The organism is Paenibacillus sp. FSL H7-0331, from assembly GCF_001956045.1.
This window is the reverse complement of the sequence record NZ_MRTH01000011.1, coordinates 1-15,531: the sequence shown is the minus strand read 5'-3', so window position 1 is coordinate 15,531 and position 15,531 is coordinate 1. Positions and strand designations below refer to the sequence as shown.

The following is a 15,531-nucleotide window of genomic DNA, read 5'->3' as shown; positions in this document are numbered from 1 at the left end:
CCTGCCAAATTCTCATTTTTATACCCCACTATTGTTATTCAAATTGAAAGATCCGTAGGTTCTCGCCTACGGAATTCCATTTTAGGCCTCTATCGGCCAGCCCTTATACTTCTCTTTTGCCTGATTTACAATCGCATTGGTCAAGAACCGCAGTTGCTCACCTTTGATCTGTTCCCGTATAAGCACCAGTTTCACCGCATTGCTTACTTTCGCCAGCACATCCTGTCGGTGCGAATTTGTCCAGTCGATCTGAAATTCCTTTTTCATAGCGGTGACCACTTTTCGGATCAAGCCCGCAATAAAGTCATTGGAGAACGCATCATTGCCCATGTTCTCGATAATGTAGTAGAATGCCATTTCCTCATCGGACAGCCCGAGTGCCTCTTTTTTCTTCCGTTCCTCGTCTATCTTCTTCTTTGCCTCGACCATCATTTGCGCAACAGCGGTCGCTGTGATGACGCGGTTATGATAATCGTTGATCGTCTTTTCCAGCAATTCGCTTAATGCTTTGCCAAGTGTATTCTTTTGCTTGACTAGGTAGAAAACCTCATCTTCGAGCAACTTCTGAAGCAGTTTCAGCCTCAGATCAACATGAGGTTTTTGCTCGAAATCAGCTAGGAACGATTCATCCAAGATCGAAATATCCGGTTTCTCCAGGCCGGCCTTCTCGAAGAGATCGACAGCCTCTTCCCGGGCGCCGATGCTGCGGTCGATTAGTTTCTTCAGTTCTTCCGCGATGTTTTTCGGTTTTCCCTCGCTCCCGCCGGTAATCTTAAACTTTTTGATTTGGATTGCAGTGATTTCATAGAGCAATACTTCATTTGAATGCGTCAAAACGATCGGCAAGTGTTTGACGAGTTGATACGCCTTATCCAACTTGGCTTGATCGTTCAGATACACATTCTCATCCGGCCCCATTAAATAGCCGACAAAATCGGCGATCCAGTCTTCGCGCTCCACTTTCGGTTTTGACCGCCAATTGGTTACGTCGATGCCCGGCGGAACAAAGGCGCGAACGGATTCAAGTGCCTTGAAAAAGATCGGTACCGCTTCCTCCTCGATGTCACTGGCTGGCTTCCCTTTGCCTCCACCTTGTGTGTATTTATGCGTCGCCTCTTTAAGTGCTTCGGCGATGCCAATATAATCGATGACTACCCCGCCCATTTTGCCGGGATACACCCGGTTAACACGAGCAATCGCCTGAATAAGACCGTGACCTTTGATCGGCTTGTCAACATACAGGTACGTCAGTGGCGGAATGTCTGTGCCTGTGAGCCACATGTCTCTTACAATAACAAACTTGAGTGGATCATCCGGATCGCGCAGTTTTGCCTTTACGCTTTCCTGTTCTTCCTTGGACTTAATGTGAGAAAAATTGCTCCCTAGTTGCTTCTCACGCCAAGACGGCGGATCCTTGTCAATGTCTCCCGTCATGACTATCTCAATCGGCGGGCACCCATCGATCACTCGCATTTTTTCATATAGCGCCGCACAAATCTCGCGACTCATACAGACGATCATCCCCTTTGCCTCGAGGGAAGCCGCCTTTGCAAAGTGCGAAACAATATCCTTTGCCAGCGTCTCAATCCGCTCGGACGTGCCAACCACCTTCTCCAGGGCGGCCCATTTGGCTCGCTGTTCTTCCCATTTCCCATCACCAACCTGGCTGATAATTTGCTTGAATTCATCGTCGAGTTGTGCGTTTTCCAGGTCGAGTGGAATGAGACGCGACTCGTAGTAAATGCGAAGTGTTGCACCGTCAAGCGTGGCCTGCTGCATGTCGTAGATGTGGATCACATTTCCGAACAACTCAAACGTGTTCCGGTCCGCGAACGTGATCGGCGTACCGGTGAACCCGACGTGTGAGGCATTCGGCAAAGCACGACGGAGATTGCCAGCAAACCCGTCGAAACTGTACTGAGTGCGGTGTGCTTCGTCGGAGATCACGACGATGTTTCGGCGTTCGGAGCAGACCGGAAACTCGCCTTCGCCGTCTTTCAACCGGAATTTCTCGATTGTCGAGAAGATGATTTGTCCCGCCTCGTTGCGTAACAGTTCGCGCAGTTCATTGGCATTTTCAGCATGATGAACATTTCCGACAAGTGAAGCGCCTTGCAAAAACGTCTCATGCAATTGCCCGTCGAGATCTGCCCGGTCCACTTGGATGACAATCGTAGGATTGTCCATCTCCGGATGCCGCGACAATATTCCCGAGAAAAAGAGCATGGATAGCGACTTGCCTGAGCCGGTAGCATGCCAAAGGACCCCAATCCTCCGGTCTCCTTCCGGTCTGGTTGCGCGAACGGCGTGTTCGACGGAAAACTGGACACCGAAGAACTGATGATACTTTGCAGCAATTTTGATGGCTTCCTTATTGCCATCCTTCATAAAAACGATGAAATTACGGATGTAAGCGAGCAGTCTCTCCTTCGGAAACATGCCTTGGATCATCGTCCGCATCGAGTTCGTGATCTGGTTATCTACTTCTTTGCCATCAATGGATTTCCATGCACTGTAGTACTCGTAAGGCGCTCCGGGGATGCCGTGGAGTGTCATAATTCCATCAGAGATGACCGAAAAGGCGTTGTAGTTGAACAACTGCGAGATGTCGTAGGTGTAATTGGTAATCTGGTTGTATGCGTACTCAATTGTCGCCTGTTCGCTGTACGGACTTTTCAGTTCAAAAACGACTAGCGGCAGACCGTTGATGAAAATGATCAGGTCCGGTCGCCGCGCCATTTTCCCCTCAATGGAAAGTTGGTTAACCACAAGGAAGTCGTTGGCAAGCAGATTATCCCAATTGATTGGATAGACGTGGTGAAAGACTTGTTTGCCCTCTTCCTCGCATGAAAAATCAATGCCCTTCGCGAGCATCTCGTGGAACCGCTGATTGCGCTGTAGGAGCGTCACCCCGTCCGGATCGGCAAAGCGGGACGCAAGCGCAGGAAGGTGCTCGTCTGGAATTGCCGGGTACGTTCTCTTCAGGAAAGCTTCTAACCGGTCACGAAGCACAACATCGTTCAGTGAAGTGCGGCTGAACAAGTTCATCGCATGGAGGTACTCATAACCGATTCCCTTGAGCCGCTCAATTGTGGTTTCCTCGAAATCCGTCTCGTACAATCCGTTAGCCAACTGACAGCACCACCTTGGTATGTTCTTCGGCCGCATTCACCTCGATTTCTCCTGACAGGAGCCGGGGGAGCAGGAAATCACGAATTCTTTGCAGTTCATTATTTTCAATCATATTTTCTTGCATCTGCGAGATCAACGGGGCAACCTTCTCATCAAACGATTTCAGTACTTCTTTAGCAGGGACGTATACAGTCGCTCTCGCAAAGACATCTGGTCTAACCGCTGGGTAAGCACTACCATCAGCGTTACTCGTTAGGTAGTCAACAAACTCATTTGTCGTTACATGGCAATACAAATATGAGGCCGGTATTGCTTTCGGAGTTAATACTACAAACCCTGTTGAAGCAACTGTATTTACAGCAGGTTTATGGATGTATAAGTAAGACTTTCGGTTCGGTCTTACTGTGGACCATATTGTGTCCCCAGCCTGAACGAGTCTTTTGGCCCTTGAGGGTGCGCCTTTTACCGGATAGTTAGTAGTTCCATCAAGAACCCCAGTACCAACCGAAGAGATGTCAATATATTCAATTTTGTCGTATGGATAATTCCTTCCAAGGCTCTTCTCATTGATCATAACAACTTCCCCGAGCTGCTTCACTGCCCAATCTTTAGGGACGATATTTCCATCAACGGTCTCCATGTATTCCCCATCCTGAAACGGCCCAAAATCCACAAACCAATGCTTATATAGAGTCATCGCCATCTGTTCAAGAGTCTCGTTCATTCGGCGATTGAGTGCGATCTTATCGTCGAATGACCCGAGGATGTCTACAATTTTCAATTGCTTCTCTAATGATGGTAACTCCCAAGACCAATTATAGATCTGTTCTTTAGATACATTTGGAAAGGTTGAACCAGTTGCCGATTGCAAAATAGATTCGAGAGACTCATAAATTAGGTATTCAATCAAACGTGTATGTTTCGTTGAATACTTGCTTCTAAAACTAGCAAGTCCTCGCCCAATTGCTACCTGTTGATCAGTGTAGTTCATTCGCCCAACCGTTGAACCACGCACACAGAAAAGTAAATCACCCGTTCGTGCTATCTTCTTTGGATTTGTTGTATATTGAACAGGATTTGGATACCTAAAGCCGAATTCAGTAGGACCATTCAATAATGGCATTCCTCTTCCTTCGCTATTACAGTCACTCCCCGGAGGACTCTGACCCATAAGAACTTCAGCGATATCCAAAATGGTCATTCGAGTGCTGGACATATTTACAACAACCCTTCTAAATTCTGAATAATCTGTTGCTGTAACCTATTGGACTCGGCAAATTGTTCCTGTAATCGCCCAGATAGTTCTAGCATCCTTTCTTCAAAAGGAACATCATCCGTTTCCTCTGCACCAGTTCCCACAAAAATTCCTGGCGATAACTTATAGTCATTACCTCGAATCTCTTCAATCGTCGCAGTTTTGCAAAAGCCGTCAACGCCTTCAAACTTTCCATCTGCACTACGGAAAGCATGATAAACAGCAGCAATCTCCTCAATATCCTCTTGCGTCAACGCTCTTTGCTTTCGGCTCACGGTAATACCCTTCTTCCGCGCATCAATGAACAGAACCTCGTTTTTGCGCGTGCGGAAGTCCTTATCCCCATTCCTGTTTTTGCTCAAGAAGAACAGGCAGCATGGAATTCCTGTCGTGAAGAACAACTTTTCTGGCAATTGCACGATGCAATCGACGAACCCCTCATCCACCAACTTCTGACGAACATCTTTCTCGCCGGAATTGTTCGTCGTCATTGCACCGTTAGCCATGACGAAGCCGGTCGTACCCCCATCTTTCAAGTGATACAGGAAGTGCTGCATCCACATATAATTCGCGTTGCTGTCGGTGACGGCCTTGTCGTAATCGGTGATAAGACGGGGGTCGTTTTTCTGGATTTTCTCCGCTCCCCACTGCTTCATGTTGAACGGCGGGTTGGCGATGACGAAATCAAACTTCACGTCCTTATATTTATCGTCGAGCAACGAGTCACCGAGACGAATGTTGGCGTTTATGCCGTGCATGAGCACGTTCATTTTACCAAGGCGTACCGTAAGATCAACGCTCTCTTGACCGTAGAATGAAAGAGCCTGCTCATTATGTGCATAGCGCTGGGATTGCACGAACATTCCTCCAGATCCGCAGGCTGGGTCCAATACTGTGCCGGTTTCTGGCTCCAACATGGTAACGAGCAGTTGAACAATGGAGCTAGGCGTAAAGAACATGCCCCCACGGTTACCCTCGCTGGAGGCAAAATTGCCAATAAAGTATTCAAACACACGACCCAAAACATCCACCGAATCTTGACTGGAAGAACTGAACGTATCCCGAGAGAAAATCTCGATCAGGGATGCTAAGTTTTCGATTGGCAGGTTTGTCGATTGATAGATGCGCGGCAATACGCCGACCAAATCCACGTTCTCCGCTTCAATCAATTTCATGGCGCTGTCTAGGATCTCTTTGATGTTCGGCTGTTTGGCATTTTTGACAATGAACGACCAGTGCGCATCTTCGGGGAGCACATACACACGTTCAGCAATATATTGGTCACGGTCGTTCAGAATTTCCAGCCGCATTTCTTCGTCTTCAAAATACATCGAACAATGGGGATTGCTTAATTGTCGCTCCAATTCTTTGCGACGCTTGTCATAGCGTAGAGATAAATAGCGTAAAAATATAAGCGGAAGGACGATGTGCTTATAGTCCGCAGGGGCGAGAGTCGCCCTCATCCGGTTGGCAGCCTCAAATAGGTCCTTCTCAAAATTGATGTCTGCTTTTACTGAAGCCATACTAAAATAATTCCCCCTGAAGTCGTATCGTAGATTTGTGTTGTATTTATCATCCATAATAACAATGCAGGATGACAACATGATGTCATCGAACATGCATTCGAATTGTACAATGAGTGAACGATTAAGAGTAGCATTCATTTCTAGATTGCTTGATAAAGCAAAACGCTACAGCTACAGCATATTTCGGCCATTCCATTTACCGCTATGATCAGCCTCAATATACGCCTAGGTGCCTTTCAATGATAAGGCAAGGTTTATTCGTTGGTACGTGACTTATGGACTACTTATAAATTCTTCGAGAACCGTCAAGAATCCTGCCTTCTCCCATAAATGACCTGAAATATCTTGATATCCCGATAAATACTTAAACAGTTTTGGACTGACCTGATAAAAGAAACAGCAGCGATTATAGGACACGAAAATAAAATCCTAGACTACCACTGAATGACGCGGCCTAAAAACTAGAGTGGATTGAATAATTATAGCGCCAGTTATTAATCGGGATTTGATTCGGCGGGATAGTATTTTGACCATACAGAGAAATCGGAAGAGTTTTATCGAAGGCGAAACGGTTATAATTTGGCCGCTACTTTGGAGATATTGTAAGCGAAGATGGAGAAGGATAGCTGATTTAGCTATCCTTCTCTTTGTATAGATCTTTGTTCTCACCGATTTGGTTGATGATGAGATGCGGTGTTCCGAGTCTTACAGCTATTCGTCCGTCGTCATCTACAAAAAATACCTGATTCTCTGGCGCATCCGCTGGGATATGGATCGCTTCTTTGTAGTGAAACCCAACATTGCGGAGGTTTGAAAATTCAAGCTTACCATATTCTTTGAGCTCATGGAGAATGTTGGTCGCGTCGGTCATCGTCCGGTAGAAGTCGTCGTTGTAAATCAGGAATATGACGGCGACATCGATTGCTGTGTTTTGCTTTGGATTCACAATAAAATATGGTTTATTAAAGCCGATTGTAATTTGATATCGCCCGGTTTCGAAGTCCTTATAGAAGTTGATCGCAATGTTTTCCAACATGGTTAGCCGCTCTTTGTCATATCCGAAAGCCTTTTGTTTATTTTGTGGTTCCGGGGCAAAGCTGAGATTGCTGATTTGACAGTCAAAGCCGATATTATTATGATGCTCGACGATATATCCCGCTTTTTTGGACTCGGTAAGCGCTTCTTCACCGTACCAGTGAGCCATAACTATCTGATGGAGAGACATTTTTAGCTTGGATGAATATATGTACCTGCCATTTGAAACGGTCCATTTCACAGCTCTGATTTTCTCAAAAAGCTTCTTATCGTAATCGGTGAAGCCAAGCTTATTGACATTTTCAAATTTGAAGTAAATCTTATCTTCGGTATGGGTAATTTCAACTGCCATACTATTCTCCTTTGCAAAAAGAAAGTGGTTTATCCCTCTTTGTCTTGTTTATCATACTTTATTTTCAACTCCATCGTATCTTCAATATAACATAAATATTAATATTACAGAGCGAACTCGATTTGCTGCCACCGAGGAAACGCCATCAAATACTACATCAAAGACACAAACCTGTGACCGTGCTTTTTGATAAGCCGCTAACCGATTACATCGTGCCAACCAGCTGGCTCTGTAACATTTTTTTGCAGTCTACAACTTTATTTCCATCAGATAAGGGCCGCGTCTCGGTGATTGCCGATGTCGGGGATCACGAATGCCTCTAACCCATAAGCACCAAATATGTATTCGTGAAACAAATTGGATCAATATTTGCATATCCAGGATGAACCCATGAGGGATGGTGGGTTCCCCGAAGGATAAAATCGAAAAAGATACCATATATAAGCAAATACTAAATAAGAAATGAAACATTTGCGCTGTGGAAGTAAAAATGAATGCGCTGTGGAAAAGAGGGGAGTTGTAGTGGTTTCGAATGGGGAGCTTCTTGGTGTCCTCCGGCTTCTCGCGCTTCATTTGCGGCCCTGCAATTCGCTACAAACGCAAAGAAGGATTTAGCTTCATGTGACCACCCCCGTATAACCAGATCTGTTCTGCTTCCCCTAGAAGCATCGTAATAAACAATCGATCCAGTTCAATTAAAAACGTAGCCTTGTCCATTTCATCTAGATAGAACGACTCTTTTCCATGGACTAACACATATCCTAATAATTCAGTCCAAGTCATAAGGATCCACTCCTTTCTGGATATCTTTCAAGACTATCTATCCCAAGCATCACAACTTGGGGGGAGAGAATGGACTCCTATCAATCGCTTTTATACATCTTAAACTATATTCATGTTCTAAAAGATCCATATCATCAACGGCAAACGACTAGTTCCTTTTTCGGCCGTTTAACTTACTTGGATAACCAATGTATCGCTAACCATTAAGATAATGAAACAACTAAGAGATTTTGCGAGGCTTTTCTGATAAGTACAACGTATTTACTTAATTCTTTTCATCTCAATCGATTTGAATATCTCTTTTGTAATTTGATTAATCATTTTTACATCTTCAATGTGTTTTGTTTTTAACAACTCTACATGATCTTTAATAATTAAATCAAACTCGCTGCTTGAATCTTTATATTCGATGGCCTTGTATTCGAATAAATCTGTTGGCTCAATGCTTAAAGCTTCCATTATTTTTTCCAAGGATTCTATAGAGATATTTCGAACTCCCCTTTCAACATCCCCCAAATATGTATGTTGAACATTGGCCTTTTGGCTTAATTCCTTCTGAGTAAGCCCCTTAATTTTTCTTTGATCTCTAATTTTTTCACCAATAATAACCTTTAGGTTTGACATAATACACCTCGGTTGTCAATTTATAATAACACTATAAGTGTTCCTTGTTTGTTGTAAAATAAACTTATAAGTGGTATATTTGTTTTATTGAGTCATGTTCAATCTTCAAAGGGAGGAGGGTAACTAACAAATATGAATCATGGTAAAATCACCGTGAAATTATTGTCTAATTTAAATATGATTCCATCTGGACATTGTGTAGTACCTAGTAGTATTAGTGAGAATGGTTGGGCTGGTTGGCTACCAATTATTAATATGATTACCCTACCTCAGATTAGTTACTGTATTGGAATGAATTTTTCTAAGAATGAAATAATTGAATATATCATCAGCAAAGATGACCACCAATGGTTTTGGAACTTTGAGCATTGTGAAACCGACTTTTCTAACCTCAAAGAATCACAACAATACCTTTTGTTTGATGCAAGAGAACGGTCAGTTAAAGAACGGTTGGAAAAAAATGGGTTAACTTACCCCAGTGATATGCAAGACGTGATAAGTTTATTTATTTCTTTAGGACTAATATTAGAATATCTTGATGATGATCAAGTCCTTCGACTAGATCTTTTGATCCGTCCATTTCCTAAGGTATCCTCTGTACTAAAGTATTGATTTAACCAATTATATCACAGGAGCGAATACAGCATGAATAACACACTTCCAAGCCAAATTGTGATTGAAAACGTAATACAATGCAAGATGCGCGGAAAAGTAGCATACCAAAGTCATTTATCAGCTTCAATTTCTATGAATCTTACCTATGTTAAACCTTTTGATGACCCTTCGGTTAAAGGATATCAACGCCCAGTCGATCCTAAAAGATGTAGTGATTTTGCAATATACTTATCCAAAGGTGAAGACGCTTTATTTACACCGATTTTGCTAAACGCAGGAGGCAATTGGGAGTTTTCTGTTTATGATAAACAAAGGCCAGCTTTTGGACGTTTAATCTGTAAAGGAAAAGCCTCACTAATGGATGGTCAACATCGTCTGGGTGGCATAAAGCGTTATATCCAAGAAACAAATTCAGAGATTATTATTCCTTTTCTTGCTTTTCATTGCCTTGATGAAGATGAAGAAATTAGACTTTTTGACACAATAAACACAAAAGCAAAAGGAATTGGAACATCACTTAGCAAATATTTAAGGAGAGATACTGACGATATTAGTTGGATGGCAACGGAACTTTTAGTTAGACAAGAAAGTCCCTTTTACCATATTGGTAGCATAATCGGAAAAAGAAATAAAGGACGCCACGTGACCCTACAAAATCTCTATCGCACTTTATACCTTTTGAATAAAGATCCTAAAATCATTATCTTTTCTAAAGAAGAAAAGCTAACAATGGCGTTACAGTACTTTAACAATATTAAGGAGACGTTCTCACATGAATGGCTAGACTACAGTGGTTACCGATTAACGCATATCGTATGTCTAGATGCACTTTCAATTGCTGGTTCTGAAGTTCTTTCCAAATGTACTACCGAAAGTAAAAGACAGTTTGATTATAATGGAATTACGAAGGCTATAAAGAAAATAAGCAAAATAGACTGGTCAATTAACGGGCCATTAAAATATTTAAAAGGTATGAGCGGCTCAAAGAGTTTAGCTACGGAACTAAAAGATCATATGCTCTCATAATTCGAGTAGATAGGGGCGTTTAGAGACCGAAAGCACTTATTTAAGTATTTTCAAAAAATTGTAAAATTGTCTCATCTAAACAACCCTCTCACGGAGGAGCCGAAAAGTAGCAAACGCAGATGTGTTTCTGTATGGACTTGGCTACCCAATAATAAAAAGGAGAAGAACGGGAATCTTTTAGTACACTGGTACCCATAGTCTGGACACTTTGAAAAAGTGTTCAGACTGTGGGTATCTTTTTTTGTATACTAGAGTAAGCACCGGAGGGGATTACATCATGTCTAAGAAAATCTTTAGCGAAAAAGAACGAAAGCATTTATCAACGAATAAATACGTTGTCAAGGCAAGCACGAAATCAATAATCTATGCCGATGAATTTAAGCAGTTGTTTATCGACCTTTACATGTCAGGAAAGACTCCTAAAGAAATCTTTGAAGCTAATGGATTTGATGTCAGCGTAATTGGAATGAAGCGAGTTGAACAAAGCGCAAACCGTTGGAAGAAAGCATACGGAAAAGACGGATCATTGGACTAGCCGACTCCCGCAAGGAAGCTTCTGGACGTCCCCTAAAGCGTGAACTAACGCAGGATGAAGTGATTGCAAGACAGGAAGCAAGAATTAGACTCCTTGAGTCTCAGGTGGAATTGTTAAAAAAGCTAGACTCGAAAGAAAGGTTGCTGGTAGCAAAGGGAAAGAACCTAAGTAAGAATAAGTTATTTGAGCTGATTAAAGAGACTGTGGGTCAGGGTGTAGGACGCACGACTCGTTACCTTTGCGATTTACTTCATGTATCTCGCTCGGGATACTATAACTACATACAAGCTGTTGATACCCGCAAAGAGCGGTCTCTTTCGGATGTGAAAGCCGGAGAACTGATCAAGAAAGCATTCCATAGGAAAGGCTTCAAAAAGGGTTCTCGTTCAATTAAGATGACGCTTGAGAACGAATTTGGTGTGATCTACAACCTGAAGAGAATCCGCAGGCTTATGAAGAAATTCGACCTCGTATGTCCTCATAGAAAACCCAATCCCTACAAACGTATGGCAAAGGCGACTCAAGAACATCGAACGCTTCCCAATAGCCTTTAATAGAACATTGATAGCCCAACACCCTACAAATTGGAAATTAAATAACTTCCAATTTACGGTGATGGGCTTATTTACTCTTTCCTAAGCACTACACTACATTAGACTCAATAAAGTTGTAGACTAAGAAAATAAAGATGTAGACCAGGAAAATAAAGTCTTAGACTAACGATGCATCATTAACCGAGGGACGGGCAGATTTGTTTAAAACCAGCGAGACTGAGCAATTGCCAGAGGTCGCTCTTTTGGCGAACCGAAGAGTGTGGCTGATCAGGAAACTATCTACGATTGGAAAGTAGTGTTAGCTGTTGAGTAAAGTAAAATTCCGCAAAAAATATCAAAACAGAGCGTTCCATCTGTCGTAAAGTGAGTATATCGATATGGAGGCATTAAAGTGGATTATAAGGATTTGGTAATCAAGGCCATTACCTATATTGAGGATCATCTGACCGATGAGAGCTTAAGCACCAAGGTTATGGAGGCTGCGGGCTATTCGCCGTACCATTTTCACCGGATCTTCCTATCGGTTACGAGAAACTCCGTCTCGGAGTACATACGCAAGCGGAGATTGACACAAGCAGCATACGATTTATTTTATACCAACCAAAGGATCATAGATATTGCCATCTTGTACCGGTTCGAGTCTCAGGAATCCTTCACCCGAGCCTTTTGGAAAATGTTCTCCATCTCGCCTGGACAATTTCGAAAGCAAAGGGACATGAAGGACACGCTGTTCCGGGCAATGGAGAAGCTTCCGTTGGATGAAGTGGGGCTACAGCATTTGAATAAGAGCGTCTCCCTCGTGCCAGCTTTTGTCTGCCTGAATAAGCTGAATCTGGTCGGCATGTCAATACCGGGTGTCAATTCGGACGAGGTCGGAAAGCTATGGCGGAGCTTTAGGCAGCGTTTGTTTGAAATTGAGCGAAAGCCGGATACGGAAGACATATTTTATGCGGTCATTGAACTTACAGGTAGGCAATGGGAAATCACTTATATCGCTTGTGTCGAGGTGGCTAGCGAGGAGAGTGTAGTTCCCTTGGGAATGGTCGCTAAGCTGCTCCCAGTGGTAACTTATGCGGTTTTTACTCATAAGGGGACATTATCGAGACTCAACGATACGTTCCAGTACATTTATGAAACGTGGTTACCCCAGTCAGGCAGCGTTCGTGCGAATTGCCCGGAGTTTGTGCGTTACGACCATCGATATCTAGGTCCGATGAACGAGGATTCGGTATTAGACATATATATTCCCGTTGGCTCGCCATATTAGGAGCATGTAGCTCAAGGAGAGGAAGAGATCAAGATGAACAAAATAGAAGACATTGTTGAAGTATATGCAGGTTGCTGCGAGGTACAAATTACCGACAACGCATTGAGGGTGACCGTTCCCATGATCGTGATGTATCCGACAGATGCACCGGAACAGACTGATAGGATAGGGCCGTACTCGTTGGAGGTGGCCAGAGACGCAGCGCCGCTGGATGGAAAATTTAGGCTAGTCCTCATTTCACACGGTACAGGCGGTTCACCGCTTGTGTACCGGTCGCTCGCTCGGCATTTGGCGCGCAGCGGCTTTATCGTTGGCCTGCTCGAACATCCATTCAATAACCGCAACGATAATAATTTGGAAGGTACTGTCCAAAACCTCACCTATCGCCCCCGGCACCTTCGCATGGCAGCCGACTGGTTTTTTGAAGATGAGAGGTTTAAGGGGCTTCTCCAGCCGGGAGGCCATTCGGTCATCGGGCATTCCATGGGGGGCTACACCGCGCTTGCAGCAGCTGGCGGCATCCCGACCTCCTTCCCTACTGAGAGCCCGGATGGGAAGCCGCAGCAGATCGATGTTCCTTATGATTCACGCATCCGGTCCCTGATTTTGCTAGCCCCGGCGTCCGTTTGGTTCCGTAATGAGGGAGCATTAAGCAACGTTCGGCTCCCCATTCTCATGTTGGATGCCGAGCAAGACCCTTACACACCTCCTTTTCACGCGCAGATCATCATGAATAGTGTTGCTGAACCGCAAATGATTCGCTATCGGACGGTGGAGAATGCCGGACATTATTCCTTCCTGACTCCTTTCCCAGCTGAGATGATTTCACCAGCCTTTCCCCCCTCGCAAGACCCGCCCGGCTTTGATCGCGTGCAATTTCACGAAACGCTGAAGGCTGAAATAGTAGAGTTTCTGTTGACTTAACATTAGGAACAATCACTTTCCGTCGAAATCAAATGTTAACTGAGAGTTCGATTAACTAATCGTTACGCTAACTGGGGAATGTTAGTTCAATAACAGGCTGAAACAGCAGCGGCAGTCTAAGACTTTATTTTCACGTCTTAGTCCGCCGCTGCTTACTTTATTGGAACAGTCTATCCTGAAAATATCCTTCAACGAAAGATCTTAAAATGACAATAGGAAAGTGACCCTCAAACCAGAGCGAAATGGCCGGGGCTGCCGATAAAGGATTAAATAAAATACTCCAAAAAAATTAGGAAACGGCAATATCAACCGTTACTGAGACGCCTAAAGACTCAAGCTTTCGTATAGATTGCTTGATGATCACGTCACGTTTTCTTTCCTCATAGTAGGTGGGACCCAGTTCCATATAAGGTTGCTTTCGCTTGAGGATGTAGTAGGTCATAGACAAAATGCTGTGCGCTACGGCAACCGTAGCTCGATTAGCTCCCCGGCGTGCCGCAATTCGATGATATTGACTGGATAGATAAGTGCCCTTCGTTCGAGCTGCAGCTTTTGCAGCTTCGACGAGCGTACTCCGCAGCTTTTTATTCCCTTTGCGTGTTTTTCCCGAGATTCGTTTTCCGGCGCTTTCATTCTGACCCGGACACAGTCCTGCCCATGAGCACAAGTGGGCGGCAGATGGGTATTGATTCATATCCAGACCAATTTCGGCCGCGATCGTTTCTGCCGTCCGTCTTCCCACACCGGGAATGGTGTCAAGGAGTTCCAAGTCTTCCTCAAAAGGGAGCATGCGCTTCTTGATCTCTTCATCCAGCCTACTCATTTCTTCATCTAAATAATCGATGTGCCGTAGTTGGGCACCCAGCATGAGTTTCTGATGAGGACCCATCAAGCCGTTCCATGCACGTTTTAAATCCGCTTTCTTGCTTTTCAGCTTTCGTTTCGCCAGTTCGGACAAGGTGCCGGGATCCGTTTCGCCAGCAATCATCGCTTCAATCATGGCGCGTCCCGACTTTCCCAGCACATTGCTGGCAACGGACGAGAGCTTGATATTGGCCCCTTCCAGCACTTTTTGAATGCGGCTTACTTCTCGCGCACGCTCTTCAATAAGGCTTCGGCGGTACCGGATCAATTCCCTTAATTCACGTTGTTCTCGTTTAGGGATGTAACTGCCTTTCAAAAGGCCATGGCGCAGTAACCCGGCAATCCATTCCGCATCTTTCACATCCGTCTTACGTCCAGGAACATTCTTGATGTGCTGAGCGTTCACCACTAGAGCTTCAATGCCTTCGAGCTCTAGTAGATTTTAAATGGGCTTCCAGTAGACTCCTGTGCTTTCCATGGCAGCGTGAGAGCAACCTCTGTCTTTGATCCAGTCGGCGAGAAGGATCAAATCATCGGTCATGGTTTCAAACGTACGGATTTCTTTGCCTTTCGGTGTGATGGCGCAGGCAACGATGTTCTTTTTGTGAACGTCAAGCCCGCATACATGACTGTAAACGACGTCCATCCAAGACACTCTCCTTACGGCATGTCAAATTGAAGGGGCTGGTGCAATAACCGCATATGGTTATTCTATCCTGCGTGCTTCCGAAATGGAGCAACATTCTGTGGTGCACCTGGTCGTTGAGGTCAGTCTAAAACTCGGGCTCGAGGCACCATTGACTGCCGACCTCCCTTCGCCAGCCGTAAGTCAATTATATCGCAAACGTCCATTTTCATCATCTGATGGTGCCGCGTTAGCGGCATGGGCGTCTAAAACTTATTTTGCGAAGGCTGCCAAATTAATAATTGAAAAACCACATTAGATCAACAACTCCAGTCTATATAGAACGCAACTAAGAAATTAACAAGTCGCCAAATGGGGTAATTATATAAAAAACCCCGAGGTGGCGATGAAGAT

Annotated in this window: 12 protein-coding genes and 1 pseudogene; 6 read left to right on the top strand and 7 right to left on the bottom strand. The window is 44.3% G+C overall.

The genetic code is table 11. From position 1 onward, the window contains the following. Window positions 1–81: 81 nt before the first annotated feature. The 6 genes from BK127_RS17415 to BK127_RS17390 all read right to left on the bottom strand — a co-directional run bounded on the left by BK127_RS17415 (window position 82) and on the right by BK127_RS17390 (window position 8,707). Entirely contained in the window at window positions 82–3,132 is a 3,051-nt protein-coding gene (locus BK127_RS17415; protein ID WP_256711355.1) for a type I restriction endonuclease subunit R, read from the bottom strand. Then, complete coding sequence (locus tag BK127_RS17410; protein WP_179097520.1) at window positions 3,125–4,333, bottom strand: restriction endonuclease subunit S; 1,209 nt, start codon at window positions 4,331–4,333, stop codon at window positions 3,125–3,127. The genes BK127_RS17415 and BK127_RS17410 overlap by 8 nt, the downstream gene beginning before the upstream one ends. A gap of 17 nt (window positions 4,334–4,350) precedes the next feature. Beyond that, window positions 4,351–5,910, bottom strand: coding sequence for a type I restriction-modification system subunit M (locus BK127_RS17405; protein ID WP_076232516.1), 1,560 nt, complete (start codon window positions 5,908–5,910; stop codon window positions 4,351–4,353). Window positions 5,911–6,544: 634 nt separating this feature from the next. After that, the gene (locus tag BK127_RS17400; RefSeq protein WP_076232513.1) at window positions 6,545–7,300 is read right to left on the bottom strand and encodes a hypothetical protein; all 756 of its coding nucleotides are present in this window, start codon (window positions 7,298–7,300) and stop codon (window positions 6,545–6,547) included. A gap of 591 nt (window positions 7,301–7,891) precedes the next feature. Next, window positions 7,892–8,083: a hypothetical protein gene (locus tag BK127_RS17395; RefSeq protein WP_076232511.1), complete on the bottom strand. Its 192-nt coding sequence runs from the start codon at window positions 8,081–8,083 to the stop codon at window positions 7,892–7,894. 261 nt (window positions 8,084–8,344) lie between these two features. Beyond that, window positions 8,345–8,707 (bottom strand): helix-turn-helix domain-containing protein, encoded by a 363-nt coding sequence (locus BK127_RS17390; protein ID WP_076232509.1) that lies wholly within the window; start codon window positions 8,705–8,707, stop codon window positions 8,345–8,347. A 132-nt stretch (window positions 8,708–8,839) separates the two neighbouring features. Here BK127_RS17390 and BK127_RS17385 point away from each other — a divergent pair, with 132 nt between their 5' ends. The 6 genes from BK127_RS17385 to BK127_RS17360 all read left to right on the top strand — a co-directional run bounded on the left by BK127_RS17385 (window position 8,840) and on the right by BK127_RS17360 (window position 13,628). Next, window positions 8,840–9,319 (top strand): DUF6042 family protein, encoded by a 480-nt coding sequence (locus BK127_RS17385; RefSeq protein ID WP_076232506.1) that lies wholly within the window; start codon window positions 8,840–8,842, stop codon window positions 9,317–9,319. 33 nt (window positions 9,320–9,352) lie between these two features. Beyond that, a complete protein-coding gene (locus BK127_RS17380) occupies window positions 9,353–10,348 on the top strand; it encodes a DGQHR domain-containing protein (protein ID WP_076232504.1) in 996 nt (331 codons plus the stop codon). A 277-nt stretch (window positions 10,349–10,625) separates the two neighbouring features. Further along, on the top strand, window positions 10,626–10,883 hold the full coding sequence (locus BK127_RS17375) for an HTH domain-containing protein (protein WP_076232502.1): 258 nt from the start codon (window positions 10,626–10,628) through the stop codon (window positions 10,881–10,883). Next, window positions 10,844–11,437, top strand: a complete 594-nt coding sequence (locus BK127_RS17370; RefSeq protein WP_083689386.1) for an IS3 family transposase — start codon at window positions 10,844–10,846, stop codon at window positions 11,435–11,437. Before BK127_RS17375 ends, BK127_RS17370 begins: the two co-directional genes overlap by 40 nt. Window positions 11,438–11,828: 391 nt before the next feature. Then, window positions 11,829–12,704, top strand: coding sequence for a GyrI-like domain-containing protein (locus BK127_RS17365; protein ID WP_076232498.1), 876 nt, complete (start codon window positions 11,829–11,831; stop codon window positions 12,702–12,704). A gap of 33 nt (window positions 12,705–12,737) precedes the next feature. After that, window positions 12,738–13,628, top strand: coding sequence for an alpha/beta hydrolase family protein (locus BK127_RS17360; RefSeq protein WP_076232495.1), 891 nt, complete (start codon window positions 12,738–12,740; stop codon window positions 13,626–13,628). 289 nt (window positions 13,629–13,917) lie between these two features. Here BK127_RS17360 and BK127_RS17355 read toward each other — a convergent pair. Next, window positions 13,918–15,138: pseudogene (locus tag BK127_RS17355) on the bottom strand (IS110 family RNA-guided transposase). Between the last annotated feature and the right edge of the window lie 393 nt (window positions 15,139–15,531).

Excerpts from the sequence above, each read along its gene's own strand:
- BK127_RS17390 (WP_076232509.1), bottom strand. The coding sequence starts at position 8,707 with ATGTCAAACCTAAAGGTTATTATTGGTGAAAAAATTAGAGATCAAAGA.
- BK127_RS17395 (WP_076232511.1), bottom strand. The coding sequence starts at position 8,083 with ATGACTTGGACTGAATTATTAGGATATGTGTTAGTCCATGGAAAAGAG.
- BK127_RS17405 (WP_076232516.1), bottom strand. The coding sequence starts at position 5,910 with ATGGCTTCAGTAAAAGCAGACATCAATTTTGAGAAGGACCTATTTGAG.
- BK127_RS17360 (WP_076232495.1), top strand. The coding sequence starts at position 12,738 with ATGAACAAAATAGAAGACATTGTTGAAGTATATGCAGGTTGCTGCGAG.
- BK127_RS17400 (WP_076232513.1), bottom strand. The coding sequence starts at position 7,300 with ATGGCAGTTGAAATTACCCATACCGAAGATAAGATTTACTTCAAATTT.
- BK127_RS17380 (WP_076232504.1), top strand. The coding sequence starts at position 9,353 with ATGAATAACACACTTCCAAGCCAAATTGTGATTGAAAACGTAATACAA.
- BK127_RS17410 (WP_179097520.1), bottom strand. The coding sequence starts at position 4,333 with ATGACCATTTTGGATATCGCTGAAGTTCTTATGGGTCAGAGTCCTCCG.
- BK127_RS17385 (WP_076232506.1), top strand. The coding sequence starts at position 8,840 with ATGAATCATGGTAAAATCACCGTGAAATTATTGTCTAATTTAAATATG.
- BK127_RS17375 (WP_076232502.1), top strand. The coding sequence starts at position 10,626 with ATGTCTAAGAAAATCTTTAGCGAAAAAGAACGAAAGCATTTATCAACG.